The sequence below is a fragment of the Variovorax sp. HJSM1_2 genome, from assembly GCF_049316285.1.
Taxonomy (GTDB): Bacteria; Pseudomonadota; Gammaproteobacteria; order Burkholderiales; family Burkholderiaceae_C; genus Rhodoferax_B.
Genome location: NZ_JBMOXA010000004.1, coordinates 56,576 through 73,120, shown reverse-complemented (window position 1 = coordinate 73,120; position 16,545 = coordinate 56,576). Strand labels below are relative to the sequence as shown.

14 protein-coding genes are annotated in these 16,545 nt (G+C 63.6%); 10 read left to right on the top strand and 4 right to left on the bottom strand.

Annotated features, from left to right (window positions below):
* Window positions 1-153: 153 nt before the first annotated feature.
* From ACFQ95_RS05925 to ACFQ95_RS05895, 7 genes are all read left to right on the top strand, one after another.
* Complete coding sequence (locus tag ACFQ95_RS05925) at window positions 154-1,011, top strand: carbohydrate ABC transporter permease (protein ID WP_422829911.1); 858 nt, start codon at window positions 154-156, stop codon at window positions 1,009-1,011.
* 19 nt (window positions 1,012-1,030) lie between these two features.
* Complete coding sequence (locus ACFQ95_RS05920; protein WP_422829910.1) at window positions 1,031-1,849, top strand: carbohydrate ABC transporter permease; 819 nt, start codon at window positions 1,031-1,033, stop codon at window positions 1,847-1,849.
* A gap of 76 nt (window positions 1,850-1,925) precedes the next feature.
* A complete protein-coding gene (locus tag ACFQ95_RS05915) occupies window positions 1,926-2,969 on the top strand; it encodes an ABC transporter ATP-binding protein (RefSeq protein ID WP_422829909.1) in 1,044 nt (347 codons plus the stop codon).
* Between the two features lie 49 nt (window positions 2,970-3,018).
* Window positions 3,019-4,449 carry a D-arabinitol 4-dehydrogenase gene (dalD, locus tag ACFQ95_RS05910; protein WP_422829908.1) on the top strand — a complete coding sequence of 477 codons (1,431 nt, stop codon included), beginning with the start codon at window positions 3,019-3,021 and terminating at the stop codon, window positions 4,447-4,449.
* Window positions 4,450-4,560: 111 nt separating this feature from the next.
* Complete coding sequence (locus ACFQ95_RS05905) at window positions 4,561-5,493, top strand: AraC family transcriptional regulator (RefSeq protein ID WP_422830092.1); 933 nt, start codon at window positions 4,561-4,563, stop codon at window positions 5,491-5,493.
* Between the two features lie 34 nt (window positions 5,494-5,527).
* On the top strand, window positions 5,528-7,000 hold the full coding sequence (gene xylB / locus ACFQ95_RS05900; RefSeq protein ID WP_422829907.1) for a xylulokinase: 1,473 nt from the start codon (window positions 5,528-5,530) through the stop codon (window positions 6,998-7,000).
* 186 nt (window positions 7,001-7,186) lie between these two features.
* The gene (locus ACFQ95_RS05895; RefSeq protein ID WP_422829906.1) at window positions 7,187-7,525 is read left to right on the top strand and encodes a hypothetical protein; all 339 of its coding nucleotides are present in this window, start codon (window positions 7,187-7,189) and stop codon (window positions 7,523-7,525) included.
* A gap of 26 nt (window positions 7,526-7,551) precedes the next feature.
* On the opposite strand, the gene hmpA is transcribed toward ACFQ95_RS05895, so the two are convergent.
* Window positions 7,552-8,742 (bottom strand): NO-inducible flavohemoprotein, encoded by a 1,191-nt coding sequence (hmpA, locus tag ACFQ95_RS05890; protein WP_422829905.1) that lies wholly within the window; start codon window positions 8,740-8,742, stop codon window positions 7,552-7,554.
* 144 nt (window positions 8,743-8,886) lie between these two features.
* On the opposite strand from hmpA, the gene norR reads away from it, so the two are divergent.
* From norR to ACFQ95_RS05875, 3 genes are all read left to right on the top strand, one after another.
* On the top strand, window positions 8,887-10,449 hold the full coding sequence (norR, locus tag ACFQ95_RS05885; protein WP_422829904.1) for a nitric oxide reductase transcriptional regulator NorR: 1,563 nt from the start codon (window positions 8,887-8,889) through the stop codon (window positions 10,447-10,449).
* A 179-nt stretch (window positions 10,450-10,628) separates the two neighbouring features.
* The gene (locus ACFQ95_RS05880) at window positions 10,629-11,837 is read left to right on the top strand and encodes a DegT/DnrJ/EryC1/StrS family aminotransferase (protein WP_422829903.1); all 1,209 of its coding nucleotides are present in this window, start codon (window positions 10,629-10,631) and stop codon (window positions 11,835-11,837) included.
* Window positions 11,838-11,871: 34 nt separating this feature from the next.
* Window positions 11,872-13,032, top strand: coding sequence for a GNAT family N-acetyltransferase (locus ACFQ95_RS05875; protein ID WP_422829902.1), 1,161 nt, complete (start codon window positions 11,872-11,874; stop codon window positions 13,030-13,032).
* Here ACFQ95_RS05875 and ACFQ95_RS05870 read toward each other — a convergent pair.
* The 3 genes from ACFQ95_RS05870 to ACFQ95_RS05860 form a co-directional block, all read right to left on the bottom strand.
* Window positions 13,029-13,880, bottom strand: coding sequence for an HAD-IIB family hydrolase (locus tag ACFQ95_RS05870; RefSeq protein ID WP_422830091.1), 852 nt, complete (start codon window positions 13,878-13,880; stop codon window positions 13,029-13,031). The genes ACFQ95_RS05875 and ACFQ95_RS05870 overlap by 4 nt on opposite strands.
* A gap of 15 nt (window positions 13,881-13,895) precedes the next feature.
* Window positions 13,896-15,524, bottom strand: coding sequence for a peptide chain release factor 3 (locus tag ACFQ95_RS05865; RefSeq protein WP_422829901.1), 1,629 nt, complete (start codon window positions 15,522-15,524; stop codon window positions 13,896-13,898).
* A 109-nt stretch (window positions 15,525-15,633) separates the two neighbouring features.
* A complete protein-coding gene (locus ACFQ95_RS05860) occupies window positions 15,634-16,527 on the bottom strand; it encodes an MBL fold metallo-hydrolase (protein ID WP_422830090.1) in 894 nt (297 codons plus the stop codon).
* Window positions 16,528-16,545: the final 18 nt, after the last annotated feature.

Here is a 16,545-nt window from a genome sequence, read left to right as displayed (position 1 = left end):
GAGCCGCACCCTGCTGCGTGGCTGCAGACCCAGGGCATGAGGCCCAGGTCTGTCCCGAACACACCTGTATGACTTTGTGCCACCACCTGCCCATGGCGGGCAGGGTGGGGGCCAACAGGTTCCATCGGATCGTCCCGTATTCGAAAGCCCCCCATGAGCCGTTTCCTACCCCGTGTATTGATGGCACCGTCCATCGTGACCCTGTTCCTGTGGATGATTGTTCCACTGGTGATGACGCTTTATTTCTCCGTCATCCGCTACAACCTGATGAATCCTGGCGAGACCGGATTCGTCGGCCTGGAAAACTACCACTACTTCATCACCGACCCCGACTTCTGGCCGTCGGTGCTGCATACGCTGCAACTGCTGGGTTCGGTGATCATCATCACCGTGGTGCTCGGTGTGGGCCTGGCGCTACTGGTCAACGAGCCGTTTCCCGGCCAGGGCATTGTGCGGGTGCTGCTGATCTCGCCGTTCTTCGTTATGCCCACGGTGAACGCCTTGCTGTGGAAACACATGATGATGAACCCTATCTACGGGGTGCTGGCGCATGTGTGGCGCTTCTTCGGGCTGACACCGATCGACTGGATGACCGAGTTCCCGCTGCTGTCGGTGATCATCATGTTGTCGTGGCAGTGGCTGCCGTTTGCCTGCCTGATCTTCATCACCTCGCTGCAGTCGCTGGACCGCGAACAGATGGACGCCGCCGGCATGGACGGTGCCACCCGCTTCGACAAGTTCTGGTACCTGGTGCTGCCACATATGGGGCGTTCCATCGCCGTGGTGGTGATGATAGAAATGATCTTCCTGCTCAGCGTGTTTGCCGAAATTTTCACCACCACCAGCGGTGGCCCGGGTAACGACAGCACCAACCTCGCGTTCCTGATCTTCAAACAAGCGCTGATGAACTTCGATGTGGGTGTGGCTTCGGCTGGGGCCTTGTTCGCCGTGGTCCTGGCCAACATCGCCGCCGTGTTCCTGATCCGCATGGTCGGCAAGAACCTCGACTGAACCCCGGGAGAACAACACCATGAACCAAAATGCTTTTCCGTGGCTGCGCACGATCTCGGCCTGGGGGCTCGCGCTGCTGCTGTTTTTTCCGCTGTTCTGGGTGTTCCTCACAGCGTTCAAGACCGAGATGCAGGCGATTGCCGTGCCGCCGCAATTCATCTTCACACCCACGCTGGAAGGTTTCCGTGAGGTGCAGGCGCGCAGCGACTACCTGCACTACGCCGTCAACTCGTTGATCACCAGTTTGGGCTCCACCATCCTGGGCATCATCATCGCGGTGCCGGCCGCGTATTCGATGGCCTTTTTCCCCACCAAGAAAACACGCGACATCCTGATGTGGATGCTCTCCACCAAGATGATGCCCGCCGTGGGGGCGCTGGTGCCGGTGTATGTGATGGCGCAGACCGCGGGCCTGCTCGACTCGGTCACCGCGCTGATCATCGTGTTCACCTTGTCCAACCTGCCCATCATGGTGTGGATGCTCTACAGCGCCTTCAAGGAAGTGCCCAAGGACATTCTGGAAGCCGTGCGCCTGGATGGCGCCAGCGTGTGGGACGAGTTCAAACACGTGATCCTGCCGCTCACCATGGGTGGCATTGCCTCCACCGGCCTGTTGTGCCTGGTGTTGTCGTGGAACGAAGCCTTCTGGGCCTTGAACCTGACCTCGTCAAAAGCCGGCACGCTGGCCTCGCTGATCGCGCAGTACTCCAGCCCCGAGGGCCTGTTCTGGGCCAAGCTTTCTGCCGCTTCGCTCATGGCCATCGCACCCATCATCGTGTTCGGCTGGTTCAGCCAGAAGCAACTGGTGCAGGGGCTCACCTTTGGTGCCGTCAAGTAAACACATTGCCCCACGTGGCCAGCCCCATTTCTGCATGCCGCTGGCCTAGGCATCCATCTCTCAAGGAAGAATCATCATGTCATTTCTTCAACTGCGCGGTGTTGAAAAAATCTTCGGCCAACACAAGGTCATCAAGGGGGTTGATCTCGACATCCACAAGAACGAGTTCATTGTCTTCGTCGGCCCATCCGGCTGTGGCAAGTCCACGCTGCTGCGCATGATCGCCGGGCTGGAAAGCATAGACGGCGGCTCGCTGCATGTTGATGGCAAAAACATCACCCACCTGCCGTCGTCGCAACGCGATCTGGCCATGGTGTTCCAAAGCTACGCGCTCTACCCGCACATGACGGTGTACGACAACATGTCGTTCGCGCTCAAACTGGCCAAGGTGGCGCCCGATGTCATCAAGCAAAAGGTGGAGCACGCGGCCGACATCCTCAACCTCAGCAAGTACCTGCAGCGCACACCCAAGGAACTTTCGGGCGGGCAGCGTCAGCGTGTGGCCATAGGCCGTGCCATTGTGCGTGCACCGAAGATCTTTTTGTTCGACGAACCGCTGTCCAACCTCGACGCCGCATTGCGCGGCCAGACCCGGGTCGAGATCCACAAGCTGCACCGTGCGCTGGGTGTGACCACCATCTACGTGACACACGACCAGGTGGAAGCCATGACCCTGGCCGACCGCGTGGTGGTGTTGCGCGACGGTGCGATTGAGCAAGTGGGCGCGCCACTCGATCTGTATGACAAACCGGCCAACCAGTTCGTCGCGCAGTTCATAGGCATGCCGTCGATGAACATCGTCAAGGCCGCGCAACTGGCCGGGTTCGGTTCACTCTCGGGCCAGACCGGTTTCCCGGTGCCATCCGATGGCTTGATAGGTGTGCGCCCCGAAGGTGTGCGGGTCTTGCCCGCTGGCCGCAGCGGTGTGCCGGGCAAGGTCGAGCTGATCGAGTCACTCGGGGCCGACACCCTGATCCACGTCGAGGTCAAAGGCACGTCGATGATCTCGCGCCAGAGCGAGCGCACGGCGCTTGAAGTGGGCGACCCGGTGACGCTCGAATTCGACCTCAGCAGCTTGCACTGTTTTGACAGCGCAGGGCGCATGGTGGCGCGTATTTGACCCCGACCGCGCACCAACGCGTCAAGAAGATCTCGCTGGAGAAAAGCAAATGCCCTTAGCCCATTCACTGCTCATGCTGCACCTTGGTGTCGGCTCTTTCCACCGCGCGCACCAGGCGTGGTACATGCACCGTTATCGGCAACTCACAGCCGCAGCCAGCAGCCCATGGGCCTTGGCCGGCGGTAACCTGCGCCCCGACATGCCCGAGGTGATGGCCGCCTTGGAAGCCCAGGGCGGGGCCTATACCCTGGAAACCGTGAGCCCTGCGAACCAGCGTCGGTATGAACGCATCGAATCGATCCGCAAGATCATTCCCTACAAAGCCAATCTGGCCGGGTTGATCGCGCTGGGTGCCGCCGCCAACACCCGCATCATTTCGTTCACGGTCACAGAAGCCGGGTATTACCTCGATGCGCGCAACAACCTCGACCTGTCCGTGCCGGAACTTGCGGCCGATCTGGCGAATGCGCGCAACGGTTTGCCCGGACGCAGCATCTACGCTGCGCTCACGGCCATTCTGCGCGAGCGTATGCGGCGCCAATCGGGTGCGGTCACCCTGCTCAACTGCGACAACCTGCGCCACAACGGCGACCGCGTGCGCAGGGGCTTGTTGTCGTTCATAGAACTGGCGGGTGACGAAACACTGATGGCTTGGGTGCAAGGCAACACCACATGCCCGAATGCCATGGTGGACCGCATCACGCCGCGTCCTGCGCCCGAGTTGCGCCAGCGCGTGAAAGAAGCGACTGGCTGGGCCGACGCCGCGCCCGTCATGGGCGAGTCGTTCATCCAGTGGGTGATAGAAGACAACTTCTGCAACGGTCGCCCGCAGTGGGAAGCTGCCGGGGTGCAGATGGTCAGCTCGGTCGCGCCGTTTGAAGAGGCCAAGATCCGCCTGCTCAACGCCACACACAGCTGCATCGCCTGGGCCGGCACACTCGCGGGCTACCAGTACATCCACCAAGGCACGCATGACGCGCGCATCCGCAAGATGGCCTTTGACTACGTGACCAAGGACGTGATGCCATGCCTGGACACCCCGGCCAGCCCCAGCCCGCTGGATCTGGCCGCCTACCGCGATACCGTGCTCGAGCGTTTTGGCAATCCTGCGATTGAGGACACCAACCAGCGTGTTGCGGCGGACGGCTTTTCCAAGATGCCGGGCTTCATCGCCCCCACGGTACGTGAATGCCTGGCGCGTGGCGCGAGCATCGATGCGGTGGCGATGTTGCCGGCCTTGTTCCTGGCGTTTTTGCAACGCTGGCACCGAGGTGAACTTGCCTACGAATACCAGGACCAGGGCATGGACCCGGCCGTGGCACACGCCATGTGTGATGCCGCAGACCCGGTGCAAGCGCTGGCAGACAACGTCGCGTTCTGGGGCGAGTATGCGGGTGATGCACGGCTGGTGACGGCCCTGCGCGGTGCCAGTGCTCGGGTGGCCGCGTTTGTGGCTTGTGGCGCGGCGGCGAAATCCTGAGTGTCCGACCTGCTGCCGTGATGACAGGCACAGCCATGGCGCACAGTGGTAATGTCTGCGCCAGAGGCCGGTGTTGATGACGCTGGGCCAGCCGGCATTTCGCCCAAGGAGATGAACATGGTGAGTTTGCGAAACCGCATACGTGAACCCGAACTCGAACACGATCTGGGACGCGACCCCACGCTGGGGTATGAACCACGCGAAATGCATGGCAGCCTGCGTTATCTGGAGCATGGCATTCCCACGCCCCTGGTGCGCTGGCACCAGCACGAAGAATATGAATTGCATCTGATCGTGCAAACCCGCGGCAAGCTGTTTGTGGGCGACTACATCGGCCACTTCGAGCCCGGCAACCTGGTGCTCACCGGCCCACGCTTGCCGCACAACTGGATCTCCAGCGATCCGCCCGCTGGCGGCGTGGCCCTGCGTGACCTGGTGCTGCAATTTGCCGACGCACCGTTGCGCGCGGCCAGCAGCCACATTGGTGAGTTGCAGGGCGTGTTGCCCCTGCTGGAACGCGCGCGCCATGGCATAGAGTTTTTTGGCATGAGCGAGACCGTGCGTATACATCTGGAGCGCATCAAGGCCAGCCACGGCCTGCAAAGATTCGGCGAGTTTCTGCAACTGCTGGGCGAGCTGGCGCGCTGCACCGAGTACCGCTTGTTGTCCACCGTGCAGATGCAGAGCTTTGACGACGACGCCTCGCTGGCGCAGCTCAGCGGCATCGTCAGCTACCTCACCGACCACTGTGCCGAGCAGTTCACCATGTCCGACATTTCGGCGCGCGCGGGCATGAGTGAAAGCCAGTTCTCGCGTTACTTTCGGCGCGCCACGGGCAACACCTTCACCGATTTTGTGAACCGCCTGCGCATCAACCGCGCCTGCCAGTTGCTGATGGAGACCGACCGTTATGTGAGCAATGTCTGTTACGACGTGGGCTTCAACAACGTGGCCAACTTCAACCGGCGCTTTCTGCAGATCAAAGGCATGACACCTAAGGATTTCCGCCGCCAGGCCGAGGGGCGTTACGGCAGCAAGGGCTGATTTTTTCTCCCATTCTCTTTTTCTCCACCGCGCCATGTATCTCGGACTCGACCTCGGCACCTCAGAACTCAAAGCCTTGTTGCTTTCGTCCCAGCATGAAGTGCTGGCCGTGGCGCATGCGCCATTGACGGTGCAGCAGCCCCGGCCGCTCTGGTCCGAGCAGCAGCCAGGCAGCTGGTGGCAGGCACTGGAATGGGTGATGGACCAGTTCGCGGCTTCACATGGGGCGGCCTTGTCTGCGGTGCGTGGCATAGGCTTGTCCGGTCAGATGCACGGTGCGGTGTTGCTCGACCAGCAGGACCAGGTGCTGCGCCCGGCCATTTTGTGGAACGATGGCCGCAGCGCCGCTGAATGTGCTGCGCTCGAGCGGGCTGTGCCCGGCCAGTCCGACATCACCGGCAACCTGGCCATGCCTGGCTTCACTGCGCCCAAACTGTTGTGGCTGCGCAAACACGAGCCCGAGCTGTTTGCGCGTGTTGCCCGCGTGTTGTTGCCCAAGGATTACCTGCGGCTGCGGCTCACCGGCGAAGCCGTGACCGACTGTTCAGATGCCTCCGGCACTTTATGGCTAAACGTGGCCCAGCGCCGCTGGTCCGCGCCGATGTTGGCCGCTTGTGGCTTGACTGAGGCGCATATGCCCAGGCTGGTGGAAGGCAGTGCGGTGGCGGCCGGTTTGTCGGCCAGCCTGGCCGCGCGCTGGGGCCTGCGTGCCGGCATTCCCGTCGCCGGTGGCGCGGGTGATAACGCGGCCAGCGCTGTAGGCATGGGGGTGACGGCGCCGGGGCAGGGCTTTGTGTCCCTGGGCACCTCGGGTGTGGTGTTCCTGGCGACCGAGCGTTTTGAACCCAACCCCGCGCAAGCCGTGCATGCGTTTTGTCATGCGCTGCCGCAGCAGTGGCACCAGATGGCGGTGATGTTGTCCGCCGCCAGCGCCGTGACCTGGGCCACACGCACCCTGGGCTTTGCCAACGAGGCTGCCATGTTGGCCGCAGCTGCATCCTTAGGCCCTGCGGAGCGTGCGCAGGCACCATTGTTTTTGCCCTACCTTTCTGGTGAGCGCTCGCCGCACCACAACCCGCAGGCCCAAGCCGTGCTGTTTGGCTTGGGCCACCAGCACGGCCCGGCGCAAATAGCTTACGCCGTGGCCGAGGGTGTGGCTTTTGGTTTGTGTGATGGCTGGCGCAGCTTGTCACGCGCCACGCCGGTGCACGCCTTGTCGGCCGTGGGCGGGGGCACACGCAGCGCCTGGTGGGTTCAGTTGCTGGCCAATGTGCTGCGAATGCCGCTGGAAATCCTGGACGGCGGGACCACGGGCGCGGCGCTTGGCGCGGCGCGCCTGGGTTGGCTGGCCGATGGCGGCAGCGCCGCAGAGGTCTGCCGCCGCCCGGCTGTGGTGCAGCTGTTCCACCCCGAGGCGCGTGATGCCGAGCTGGTGCAGCGCTACCAACGCTTTGCTGCGCTGTACCAGGCACTCAAGGGCAGCTTTCCAGCGCCAATGCCGTCTTGAGGAAAATAGCCCTCTGATGCCATCTGCGATTGCGTAGGCTGCTACTGAATTGCGAGTGAATGGCAGGGCGTAAAAACCGCTGGACGGCTGCGCCTGCGGCAACGACACTGCGCGCAAGTGTCTCCTTCCCCCATGCCAACTCCCGAATCTTCCTCGTCCCAGCCGCCTGCTGCACAGCCAATTGACATGGCTTGGCAGCAAATCTACGTGCACCGCGGTGCCCCCGCAAAACCCGCCTTTGGTGCGCCGTGCAACGGCTGTGGTGTGTGTTGTCTGGTGGCACCGTGCCCCTTGGGCATGATGGTGTCGCGCCGCCGCAGCGGTGCCTGCAAGGCCCTGCATTGGAGCGACGCCGAGCAGCGCTACCAATGTGGTCTGCTGATGGCGCCGCAGCGTTTGCTGGGAAGGCAGAGCGGCACACCGCGCTGGCTCACCCGTCTGCTGGGCCGCTGGGTACGCCGCTGGATCGCGGCCGGGCAGGGCTGTGACGCCACATGGCAGCCGGAGCGCGACCTGCCGGTGTAGCGTCTGTTTCTATGCCTTTTGCCGCGTTATTCCAACGCAGACGCCGGGCCAAAAAACTCGTGCCGTGCCTGTGCCTCGGGCACACCGGCGCTGCGCAGGTGGCGGCGCACTTCGCGCATAAAGGGTTTGGGGCCAAGGAAATAGGCATCGACGTCGCGTGTGTGGGCCGGCAGCCACGCCTGCAGGCGCGCCGGGTCCAACAGGCCGCTGGCGTGCGGCGCCTCGGCTTCGGGCGTGCCCGTGGCGTCGTCGTAGCAGTAGTAACGCGTGAGCTGTGGGTGCTTCCTGGCTGCGGCTTCGATATGGTGGCGGAACGCATGCACGCGGTGGTTGCGTGCGCAGTGGATAAAGACCACCGGGCGTTGGGTTTGCAGCGCCGCATCCAGCATGGCCAGGGTCGGGGTGATGCCGACACCGCCGCTGATCAACACCAGTGGTTTGTCACTCGCGGCCAGCGTGAACTCGCCCGATGGTGCGTAGAGTTGCAGCGTGCTGCCCACCTGTACCTGGTCGTGCAGAAAGTTCGACGCCACACCGCCGGCTTCACGCTTGACGCTGATGCGGTAGCTGCGGCCGTTGGGGGCTGCAGAGAGTGAGTAGTTGCGGCGTATGTCTTCTCCGTTGACGTTGAGACGCAGGCCAATGTATTGGCCGGGCAGAAAGTCCATGGGGGCGCCGCCATCGGCGGGCACCAGGTGGAAGGAGGTGATTTCGTCCGACTCGGCCACCTTTTGTTCTACCGTGAACGCACGCTCGCCACGCCAGCCGCCGGGGGCCGAAGCCTGGCTGTCGTAGAGCTGTTTTTCGGCGCCTATCAGGATGTCGGCCAGTTGGCCGTAGGCAGCGCCCCAGGCGTCGATCACCGCATCGGTGGCAATCTCCGCACCCAGCACTTCACGGATGGCGCGCAGCAGGCAGGCTCCAACGATGGGGTAGTGCTCGGGCTGCACCTGCAGCGCCACGTGTTTGTTGACGATTTGCGTCGCCAGCGGGCCCATGGCTTCGAGCCGGTCTATGTTCTTGGCGTACATCAGCACACCGTTGGCCAGCGCGCGCGGCTGGTCGCCACTGGCCTGGTGGGTCTGGTTGAAAAACGGGCGCACCTCGGGATGCTCGGCCAGCATCAGTTTGTAGAAGTGTGTGGTGAGTGCTTCGCCGCCTTGTTCCAGCAGGGGCACGGTGGACGAGACAATGGCACGTTGGGCGGCGGTCAGCATAAGAGAGGCTCCGAGGGTTAAAGGTAGTACGGTATTGCAACCGCCGTGCCAAGCGGTGATAGGTTTTAAATCAATGGCTTAGGGTTGATAAAGTCATAATGACTCGATTGAGTGGTGGGTCATAATGACACCATTGGAGTGTTTATGACATCAAACCCGCTGCTCGAAGCCTTGCTGCCGCTGACCGCCGATTTGGCCCGCGATGTGCCCGAGGCCGAGCGTTACCGTCGCATGTTGCAAACCTTGCGGCGTTTGTTGCCGTGTGATGCGGTTGCGCTGCTGCAGTTGGATGGCGACCGCCTCGTGCCCTTGGCGGTGGATGGCTTGTCCGGCGACACCTTGGGCCGGCGTTTCAAGCTGGCCGAACATCCGCGTTTTGAAGCCCTGTTGGCGGCGCCCGGCCCGGTGCGCTTCGCCGCCGACTGTGGCTTGCCAGACCCCTACGATGGTTTGGTGGACGGCATTGACGGCCATCTGCCGGTGCACGACTGCATGGGCTGCGCATTGCAGTTGGACGGCCAGCCCTGGGGCTTGCTCACGCTGGATGCGCTCAGCGTCAACCGCTTTGCCGCCAAGTCACCGGAAACTCTGCAAGCCTTCGCCAGCCTGGCCGCGGCCACCGTGGCGGTGGCGCAGCGCATACGCCGCCTGGAAGACCGGGCCGAGGTCTACCAGCAAGCGGCCAGCAGCAGTCTGCCGCGCACCCTGACCGGGCAAAGCCCGGCGCACCGCCAACTGATGAAGGAAATCGCGCTGGTGGGCCCCAGCGAGTTGTGTGTCTTGATCCAGGGCGAAACCGGCACCGGCAAGGAACTGGTGGCGCAGGCGCTGCACGCCGCCTCCAGCCGCGCCACGCGGCCCATGGTGGCGGTCAACTGCGCGGCGCTGCCCGACAACCTGGTGGAGAGTGAACTCTTCGGCCATGTGCGCGGCGCCTTCACCGGGGCTGTGGCCGAGCGTGGCGGCAAGTTTGAGCTGGCCGATGGCGGCACCCTGTTTTTGGACGAGGTGGCCGAACTGCCCTTGGCGGTGCAGGCGAAACTGCTGCGTGTGCTGCAAAGCGGCCAGGTGCAGCGTTTGGGCTCGGACCGGGAGCACCGCGTGGACGTGCGCCTGATTGCTGCCAGCAACCGCGACCTAGCCGACGAAGTGCGCGCCGGCCACCTACGTGCCGATTTCTACCACCGCCTCAGCGTCTACCCTTTGCGTGTGCCCGCATTACGCGACCGTGGCCGCGATGTGCTGCCGCTGGCCGGTGGCTTCCTGGAGGAAAACCGCTCGCGCCTGGGCCTGCGCAGCGTGCGGCTCAGCGCCGAGGCGCAGGCCGCGCTGCTGGCCTACCCCTGGCCCGGCAATGTGCGTGAACTGGAGCATTTGCTGGGCCGGAGTGTGCTCAAGGCCCTGGGCCGGCACACACCGCGGCCGCAGATGTTGACACTGGAGGCCGAGGACTTGGGACTGGCGACCGACGCAGTTGCGTCTGCACAGCCAACACCCTCAGCCGCCACAGCGGCGGCAACCGGGGCGGCTCCGGTCGCGCTGCGTGTGGCGGTGGAGAAGCTGGAGCGCGACATGATTGCCCAGGCCTTGGCGCAACACCGCGGCAGTTGGGCCGCGGCCGCGCGCACCTTGGGGCTTGACCGGGCCAACCTGGCGAGGATGGCGCGGCGCCTGGGCATCACACGTGCCGAAACTGATGCCGGCTGAGCTGCGCGTGGGCCGCGACGTGTATTGTCGTGATGTACAGACGTTAGACTGCGCGGAGCATTTTTTCGGCTGCTGTGTGGCGCTTGGCAACAAAACCGGCGGCAAATCCAGCTGAGGCCGTGCCGCCGTGGACGAGGCAGACTTTTGTGGAACAGAGAGGTGTATTGCGGGTGGAACACATGCAGCAGTCCGAAATGCAAGCGGCGCTTGAAAGCGGCTTTGACCAGCAGTTTCTGCGTTTTGAACCTGGCGCGTTTGATTTCCCGTCGCCGCGCCTGCCGGTCACGCCGCGCCGCGCCTGGCAGCTGTTGCCGCACCGCGCAAGGCCTGGGTTTCGCACTGCACATGCCGGGGCCGACGGTGCGCTGTTTTTCACACGTGCGCGTTATGCGCTTTTCGAAGCCTTGCGTTGTCTGGGCGTGGGGCCGAATGCCGGCTTTCTCGCACCCTCCTACCATTGCCGGACCATGCTGGACCCGGCCATTGCCCTGGCTGCTCCGCTGTACCTTTATGAGGTGTTGCCGGATCTGACGCCCGACCTGGCTTCGGTGGAGAAAACCCTGCAGGCGCAACCGCAGATCCGCTGTGTATTGGTGCCGCATTATTTTGGTTTTGTGCGTGACCTGTCTGCGATCAAGGCCTTGTGTGAGCAGTACGGCGTGGACCTGATAGAGGACTGCTCACATGCCTTGTTTGGCGGCGAGCGACAGGCACAGTTCGGCCGCTGGGGGCGTTTTGCCATCGCCAGCCCGCCCAAGTTTTTCCCGTGCGCGGATGGTGGCTTGTTATGGGGCAGCCGCCCAGAAGACCTGCATGTGTTGCGGCCCGCTCATCCGGGCCTGAAGGCGGAGCTGCGCGGTGTCTGGCAATTCATGCAAAACCAGCGCCAGCCCGCGCCACCGCTGTCAGCAGCGGCAACTGCCGCGCCAGAAAATGTGCCTGCGGCATCCGCCGATCGCCTGCTGCCGCGTGGTCTGTCGCATGACTACAATCCCGCGCTGCAAGGGCAGGCCGGATTGGCTTGGTCGCGTGCCGTGATGCACATGACGGATGTGCCGCAATTGGTCGAGGCCAGAAGGCGCAACTACAAACGCTGGGTGGACGCGACCAGCTCGCTCGCCGGTTGTGTGCCGCTGTTACCCACGTTGGCACCGGAGACGGTTCCTTACATGTTCCCGCTGCGGCTGCTGGCCCCCGAGACGGTATTCTTCCGCCTCAAACGCCAGGGCCTGCCGGTTTGGCGCTGGGATGACCTGGCGCTGTCGCACTGCCGTTCGGCCACACAGTACCGTCTGGAACTGCTGCATCTGCCCTGTCACCAGGAACTGCAGGACCAGCACATGGACTGGATGCTGAAGACCTTGCAGCAGGCGCTGAACAACAGCTAAAAATGACCCACGCACAACACATCACAGGAGTTGCATGAAGCGTATCCATACCGAGGCTGATCTGACGGTTGAGGGCTGCCAGGCTCTGAGCGATCTGCCCGACGATGCGCGCGCGTTGATGGAACGGGCCGAGCACACCAGCATGCAGCTGGGCTGGAGCTGGTATGCCAACCTCGTCGACAAAGTGTTCGCCGATCAGACCAACGACCTCTGGTTTTATGTCTTGCGCCGCACCTCTGAAGTGTTGGCGGTACTGCCATTGCGTGTGGACCGCGAACAGGGTGTGCTCACGCTGCGCGCGTTGGCCAACTACTACACCGCGCTCTACGCGCCATGCCTGGCAGCATCCGCGACAGCGCAGGACGTCGCCGTGCTGTTTCGCGCGCTGAAGAAAAGTTGGCCGCGCCTGGCCACGGTCAACCTGTCGCCCATGGACCATGGCGCGGCCCAGTTTCAACTGCTGCAGCAGGCGATGAGCCTGGGCGGGCTGCGCCACTTTGACTTCTTTTGTTTTGGCAATTGGTACGAGCCGGTGCGAAGCGACTGGAAGGGTTACCTGATGCAGCGCAAGGCCAACTTCCGCAGCACCATCAAGCGCCATGGCGCCAAACTGGTAGAGGAAGGCGGGCGTATAGAGCTGGTGGACACGGCATCGCCGCAGGCGCTGGAGCAGGCCATTGAAGCCTACCAAAAGGTCTACAGCGCGAGCTGGAAGAAGGACGAGCCCTTTGCCGAATTTGTGCCCGGCCTGATCCGCACCTGCGCCGACAAGGGTTGGCTGCGCATGGGTTTGGCCTGGATGAAGGACCAGCCCATCGCTGCGCAGATCTGGACCGTGGCCCATGGCAAGGCCGACATCTACAAAGTGGCCTACGACGAAAACTTCAAGGCCTACTCACCCGGCACCTTGGTGTCCGCCTTGCTGATGGAGCATGTGCTGACGGTGGACGGCGTGCGCGAGGTGGACTTTCTGGTCGGCGACGATGCCTACAAAAAAGTCTGGATGAGTGCGCGCCGCGAGCGCTGGGGCTTGGTGGGCTACAACCCGCGGGTGCTGGCCGGGCTGCTGGGCTGGCAGCGCGAACTCTGGTGGCGCAAACTCAAGCCACTGCTGGCGCGAGGCAAGGCCGCGCTGGCGGCCAGGGAAAAGCCTGCGGCCTCTACGGCTTCTACCACCTCTGCGGCCAAGGACTAAACGCCGGTGCGCGCGGCCAGTATGGCGCGTGCCACCTCGGCAAAGCCGCTGCCGCGTTCACTGGGCGTGATGTAGCGCGGCAGGTGGCTCAAGCGGGCTTCGAAGCGGCGAATATTGGCCACGCCAAACGAATGTTCAAACGTCTGGAACATCAACTGGTCGTTGGTCGAGTCACCCACATAGACCCAGCGCGCCATCTCGGCATCCAGATCGCGGCCAAACAAGGCCTGGGTGATCCAGCGTGCCCCTTCAAGTTTGTTGTGCGCGCCAAACCAGCCGTTGATGTGAATGCTGCTGACCGTGGCATTCATGCCGGCGGCGCGCATTTGTGCCACGGCCTGGTCGATCGCCGCTTGTGGCAGATGGGTGAACTCGCTGTGGTCTATGGCGATGTCGGTTTCGCGCCCCGGCGAGTCTTCGGCACGGCGGGCGCCGGGCACGGTTTGCTCGATCTGCTGCAGCACCGCTTGCATGCGCGCAAAGTTGGCGCTGCGTGTGGCGGTATCTTGTTGGTATAGTTTTTGTAGCTGCCAACGCTGGTCGGGTGGGCTTAGCAGGCCTTTTTCGTTCAAGCCAGCGCGCGCCGGCGAGGTCGGCGGTAACAAGGCCACGGCGCCGTTTTCCGCCACGATGGCGTCCACCGGCCAGTGCGCGGCCATGGGTTCGCTCCAACCCACGGGACGGCCCGTGATCGGAATCACCTTCAGGCCTGCGGCCTTCAGGTCGGCCAGCGCCTGCAGCGCATCCGGGGTGATGGCGCCGTCGGCGGTCAGGGTGTCGTCAATGTCGGTGAACACACCCAGCAGCGTGTTGCCGCTGGGGGCTGGCCAGTTGGCCAAGGCTTGCATCGTCATCGGCTGCGCTTAACCGGCGTTTTGCAGTGCCAGGCCGGCGTGTTCGCGCAGCGGGTGGAAGTGGATCTTGGGGAAGCGTTCCTGGGCCAGCCGCACGTCGTAGGGCGAGGTGCAGAGGTAGGCCAGGGTTTCGGCCGCGTCGTGCGCCATGCGCATGGGGTAGGCGTCGGTGAAGGCGCGCAGCTCGGCCGGGGTGTCGGCGGTGATCCAACGTGCGCCGGTGTATTGGCAGGACTCGAGTTTGACGTCGGCGTCGTACTCGGTCTTCAGGCGGTGCTGCACCACTTCAAACTGCAGTTGCCCCACCGCGCCGAGCAGCATGGGGCCGCCCACATCGGGTTTGAACACCTGGATTGCACCTTCTTCACCCAATTGCGCCAGGCCCTGTTGCAGCTGCTTGGTGCGCAGCGGGTTCTTCAGGATCACAGTGGTGAACAGCTCGGGCGCGAAGAACGGCAGGCCGGTGAACTGCAGCGACGCGCCATCGGTGATGGTGTCGCCCAACTGCACGCCGCCGTGGGTGGTAAAGCCGATGATGTCGCCAGCGTAAGCCTCATCCACCGCTTCGCGGCGTTGCGACAGAAAGGTGACCACCGAGGTCGGGCGCAGTTCCTTGGCGGTGCGCTGCACCTTGAGCTTCATGCCAGGCGTGTATTTGCCCGAGGCCATGCGCACAAAGGCGATGCGGTCGCGGTGGTTGGCGTCCATGTTGGCTTGCACCTTGAACACCACGCCCGCAAAGGCCGTGTCTTCGGGCTTGATTTCCTTGACCACAGGCTGGCGGTTGACCAGCGTGGTGCTGATGCGCGGCTGTGGCGAAGGCGCCAGGTCGACCAGCGCGTCCAGCACTTCCATCACCCCGAAGTTGTTCACACCGGAGCCGAAGAACACCGGCGTTTGTTTGCCAGCCAGGAAAGCTTCGTGGTCCCACACCGGTGATGCGCCCACGGCCAGTTCCATGCTTTGCTCGGCGGTTTCAAACTCGTGGCCGAAGCGGGCCAACAAGGTTGCGCGGTCGCTCAGTGGAATGGTTTCAAACTCTTGTGGCAGGCGCTCCTTGCCGGAGTCGAACACCGTCATGGTCTGCGTGCGCAGGTTCATGATGCCGCCGAAGGTCTTGCCCTGGCCCACGGGCCAGGTCATGGGCACGCAGGGCATGCCGAGTTCGCGTTCGATCTCGTCCATGATGTCCAGCGGCTCGCGCACTTCGCGGTCCATCTTGTTGACGAAGGTGATGATGGGGGTGTCGCGCTGGCGGCAAACCTCGATCAGGCGGCGGGTTTGCGCTTCAACACCGTTGGCCGCGTCAATCACCATCAGCGCCGAGTCGACGGCGGTCAACACGCGGTAGGTGTCTTCCGAGAAGTCCTTGTGGCCGGGGGTGTCGAGCAGGTTGATCACGTGCTCGCGGTAAAGCATCTGCATCACCGACGAGGCGACCGAAATGCCGCGCTGCTTTTCGATTTCCATCCAGTCGGAGGTGGCGTGGCGCGAGGCCTTGCGCGCCTTGACCGAGCCGGCGATCTGGATCGCGCCCGAGAACAGCAATAGCTTTTCGGTCAGCGTGGTTTTACCCGCGTCCGGGTGGGAAATGATGGCAAACGTGCGGCGGCGGCGGGTTTCGGCAAGGAAAGACAAGATGGATTCCAGGAGGTGTCGGGGCGCGTAGGGCAGCGCGGGGGCGGCTCTAGCCTGGGATTCACGATCCACGGGCTGGCGGCGCAAGCCGGACATTTTACCAAGCGGCTCAGATGTCCAGAACCCAGTCGCCTTCCAGCGCTGCGGCCTTGGCGCGCACCAGGTCCTGCAGCAGTTGCTCAAACCATTCACCCGCGGCTACATCGGCGAAGAAGCGCTGCTGCAGCAGGTGGAAGTAGGGCGTCTGCGTGGTCCAGCGGGCCAGGGCGCTGCGCTCCACGCGGTGCAATTCCAGCAGCTTGAACTTCAGCAGCACCTTGGCCGCGTGGTGGGCGTGTTTCAGCGGGTTTTGCACAAAGCCGTCGAGCCGTTTGCGGGCGCCGGCCAGGGCGCTGGGCGCGTCAAAAAAAACCCGGCCATGGCCTGGCACCACGGTCTGCGGTGCCAAGCGTTCAATCAGGTCGAGAGTGGCGGCCACCTCGTCCATGGCGTGGACACCCTCCAGTTCCGGGAAGATCACACCGAAACCGTGTTCCCACAACGCGTCGGCCGACAACAGCACGCGCGAGATCGGCTCGAAGAAAACCACCGAGTGTGGGTCGTGGCCCGGGGCGGCGTGCACCTGCCAGAGCTGCTCGCCCAGGGCGACCTCTGTGCCGGGTTGCAGCAAAACATCAAACTTGAACGGCGGGCAGGTTTGGCCGGTGGGGGTGTAGCTCAAGGCGTTGGCGTCCCACGTGGCGACGTGTGTCGCCTGGCCGGGCGGAATGTGCGTCACCACCTTGGGGTAGGCCGCTTGCAGCGCCGCATTGCCGCCGCAGTGGTCGCTGTGCAAATGGGTGTTGAGCAGTTGGTCGAGCGGCTGGCCTTGCAGCGTGTGCGCCACAAGCTGCAGGGTTTGCGCGGCGTGGGTGCAGTAGCCGCTATCGACCAGCGCCGTGCCGTGCCGCCCCTGCAGCACGATGTTGTTGGCCGAAAGCCAGCCGCGCTCCAGAACGGCCATGCCGGGCGGCAGGCTTTC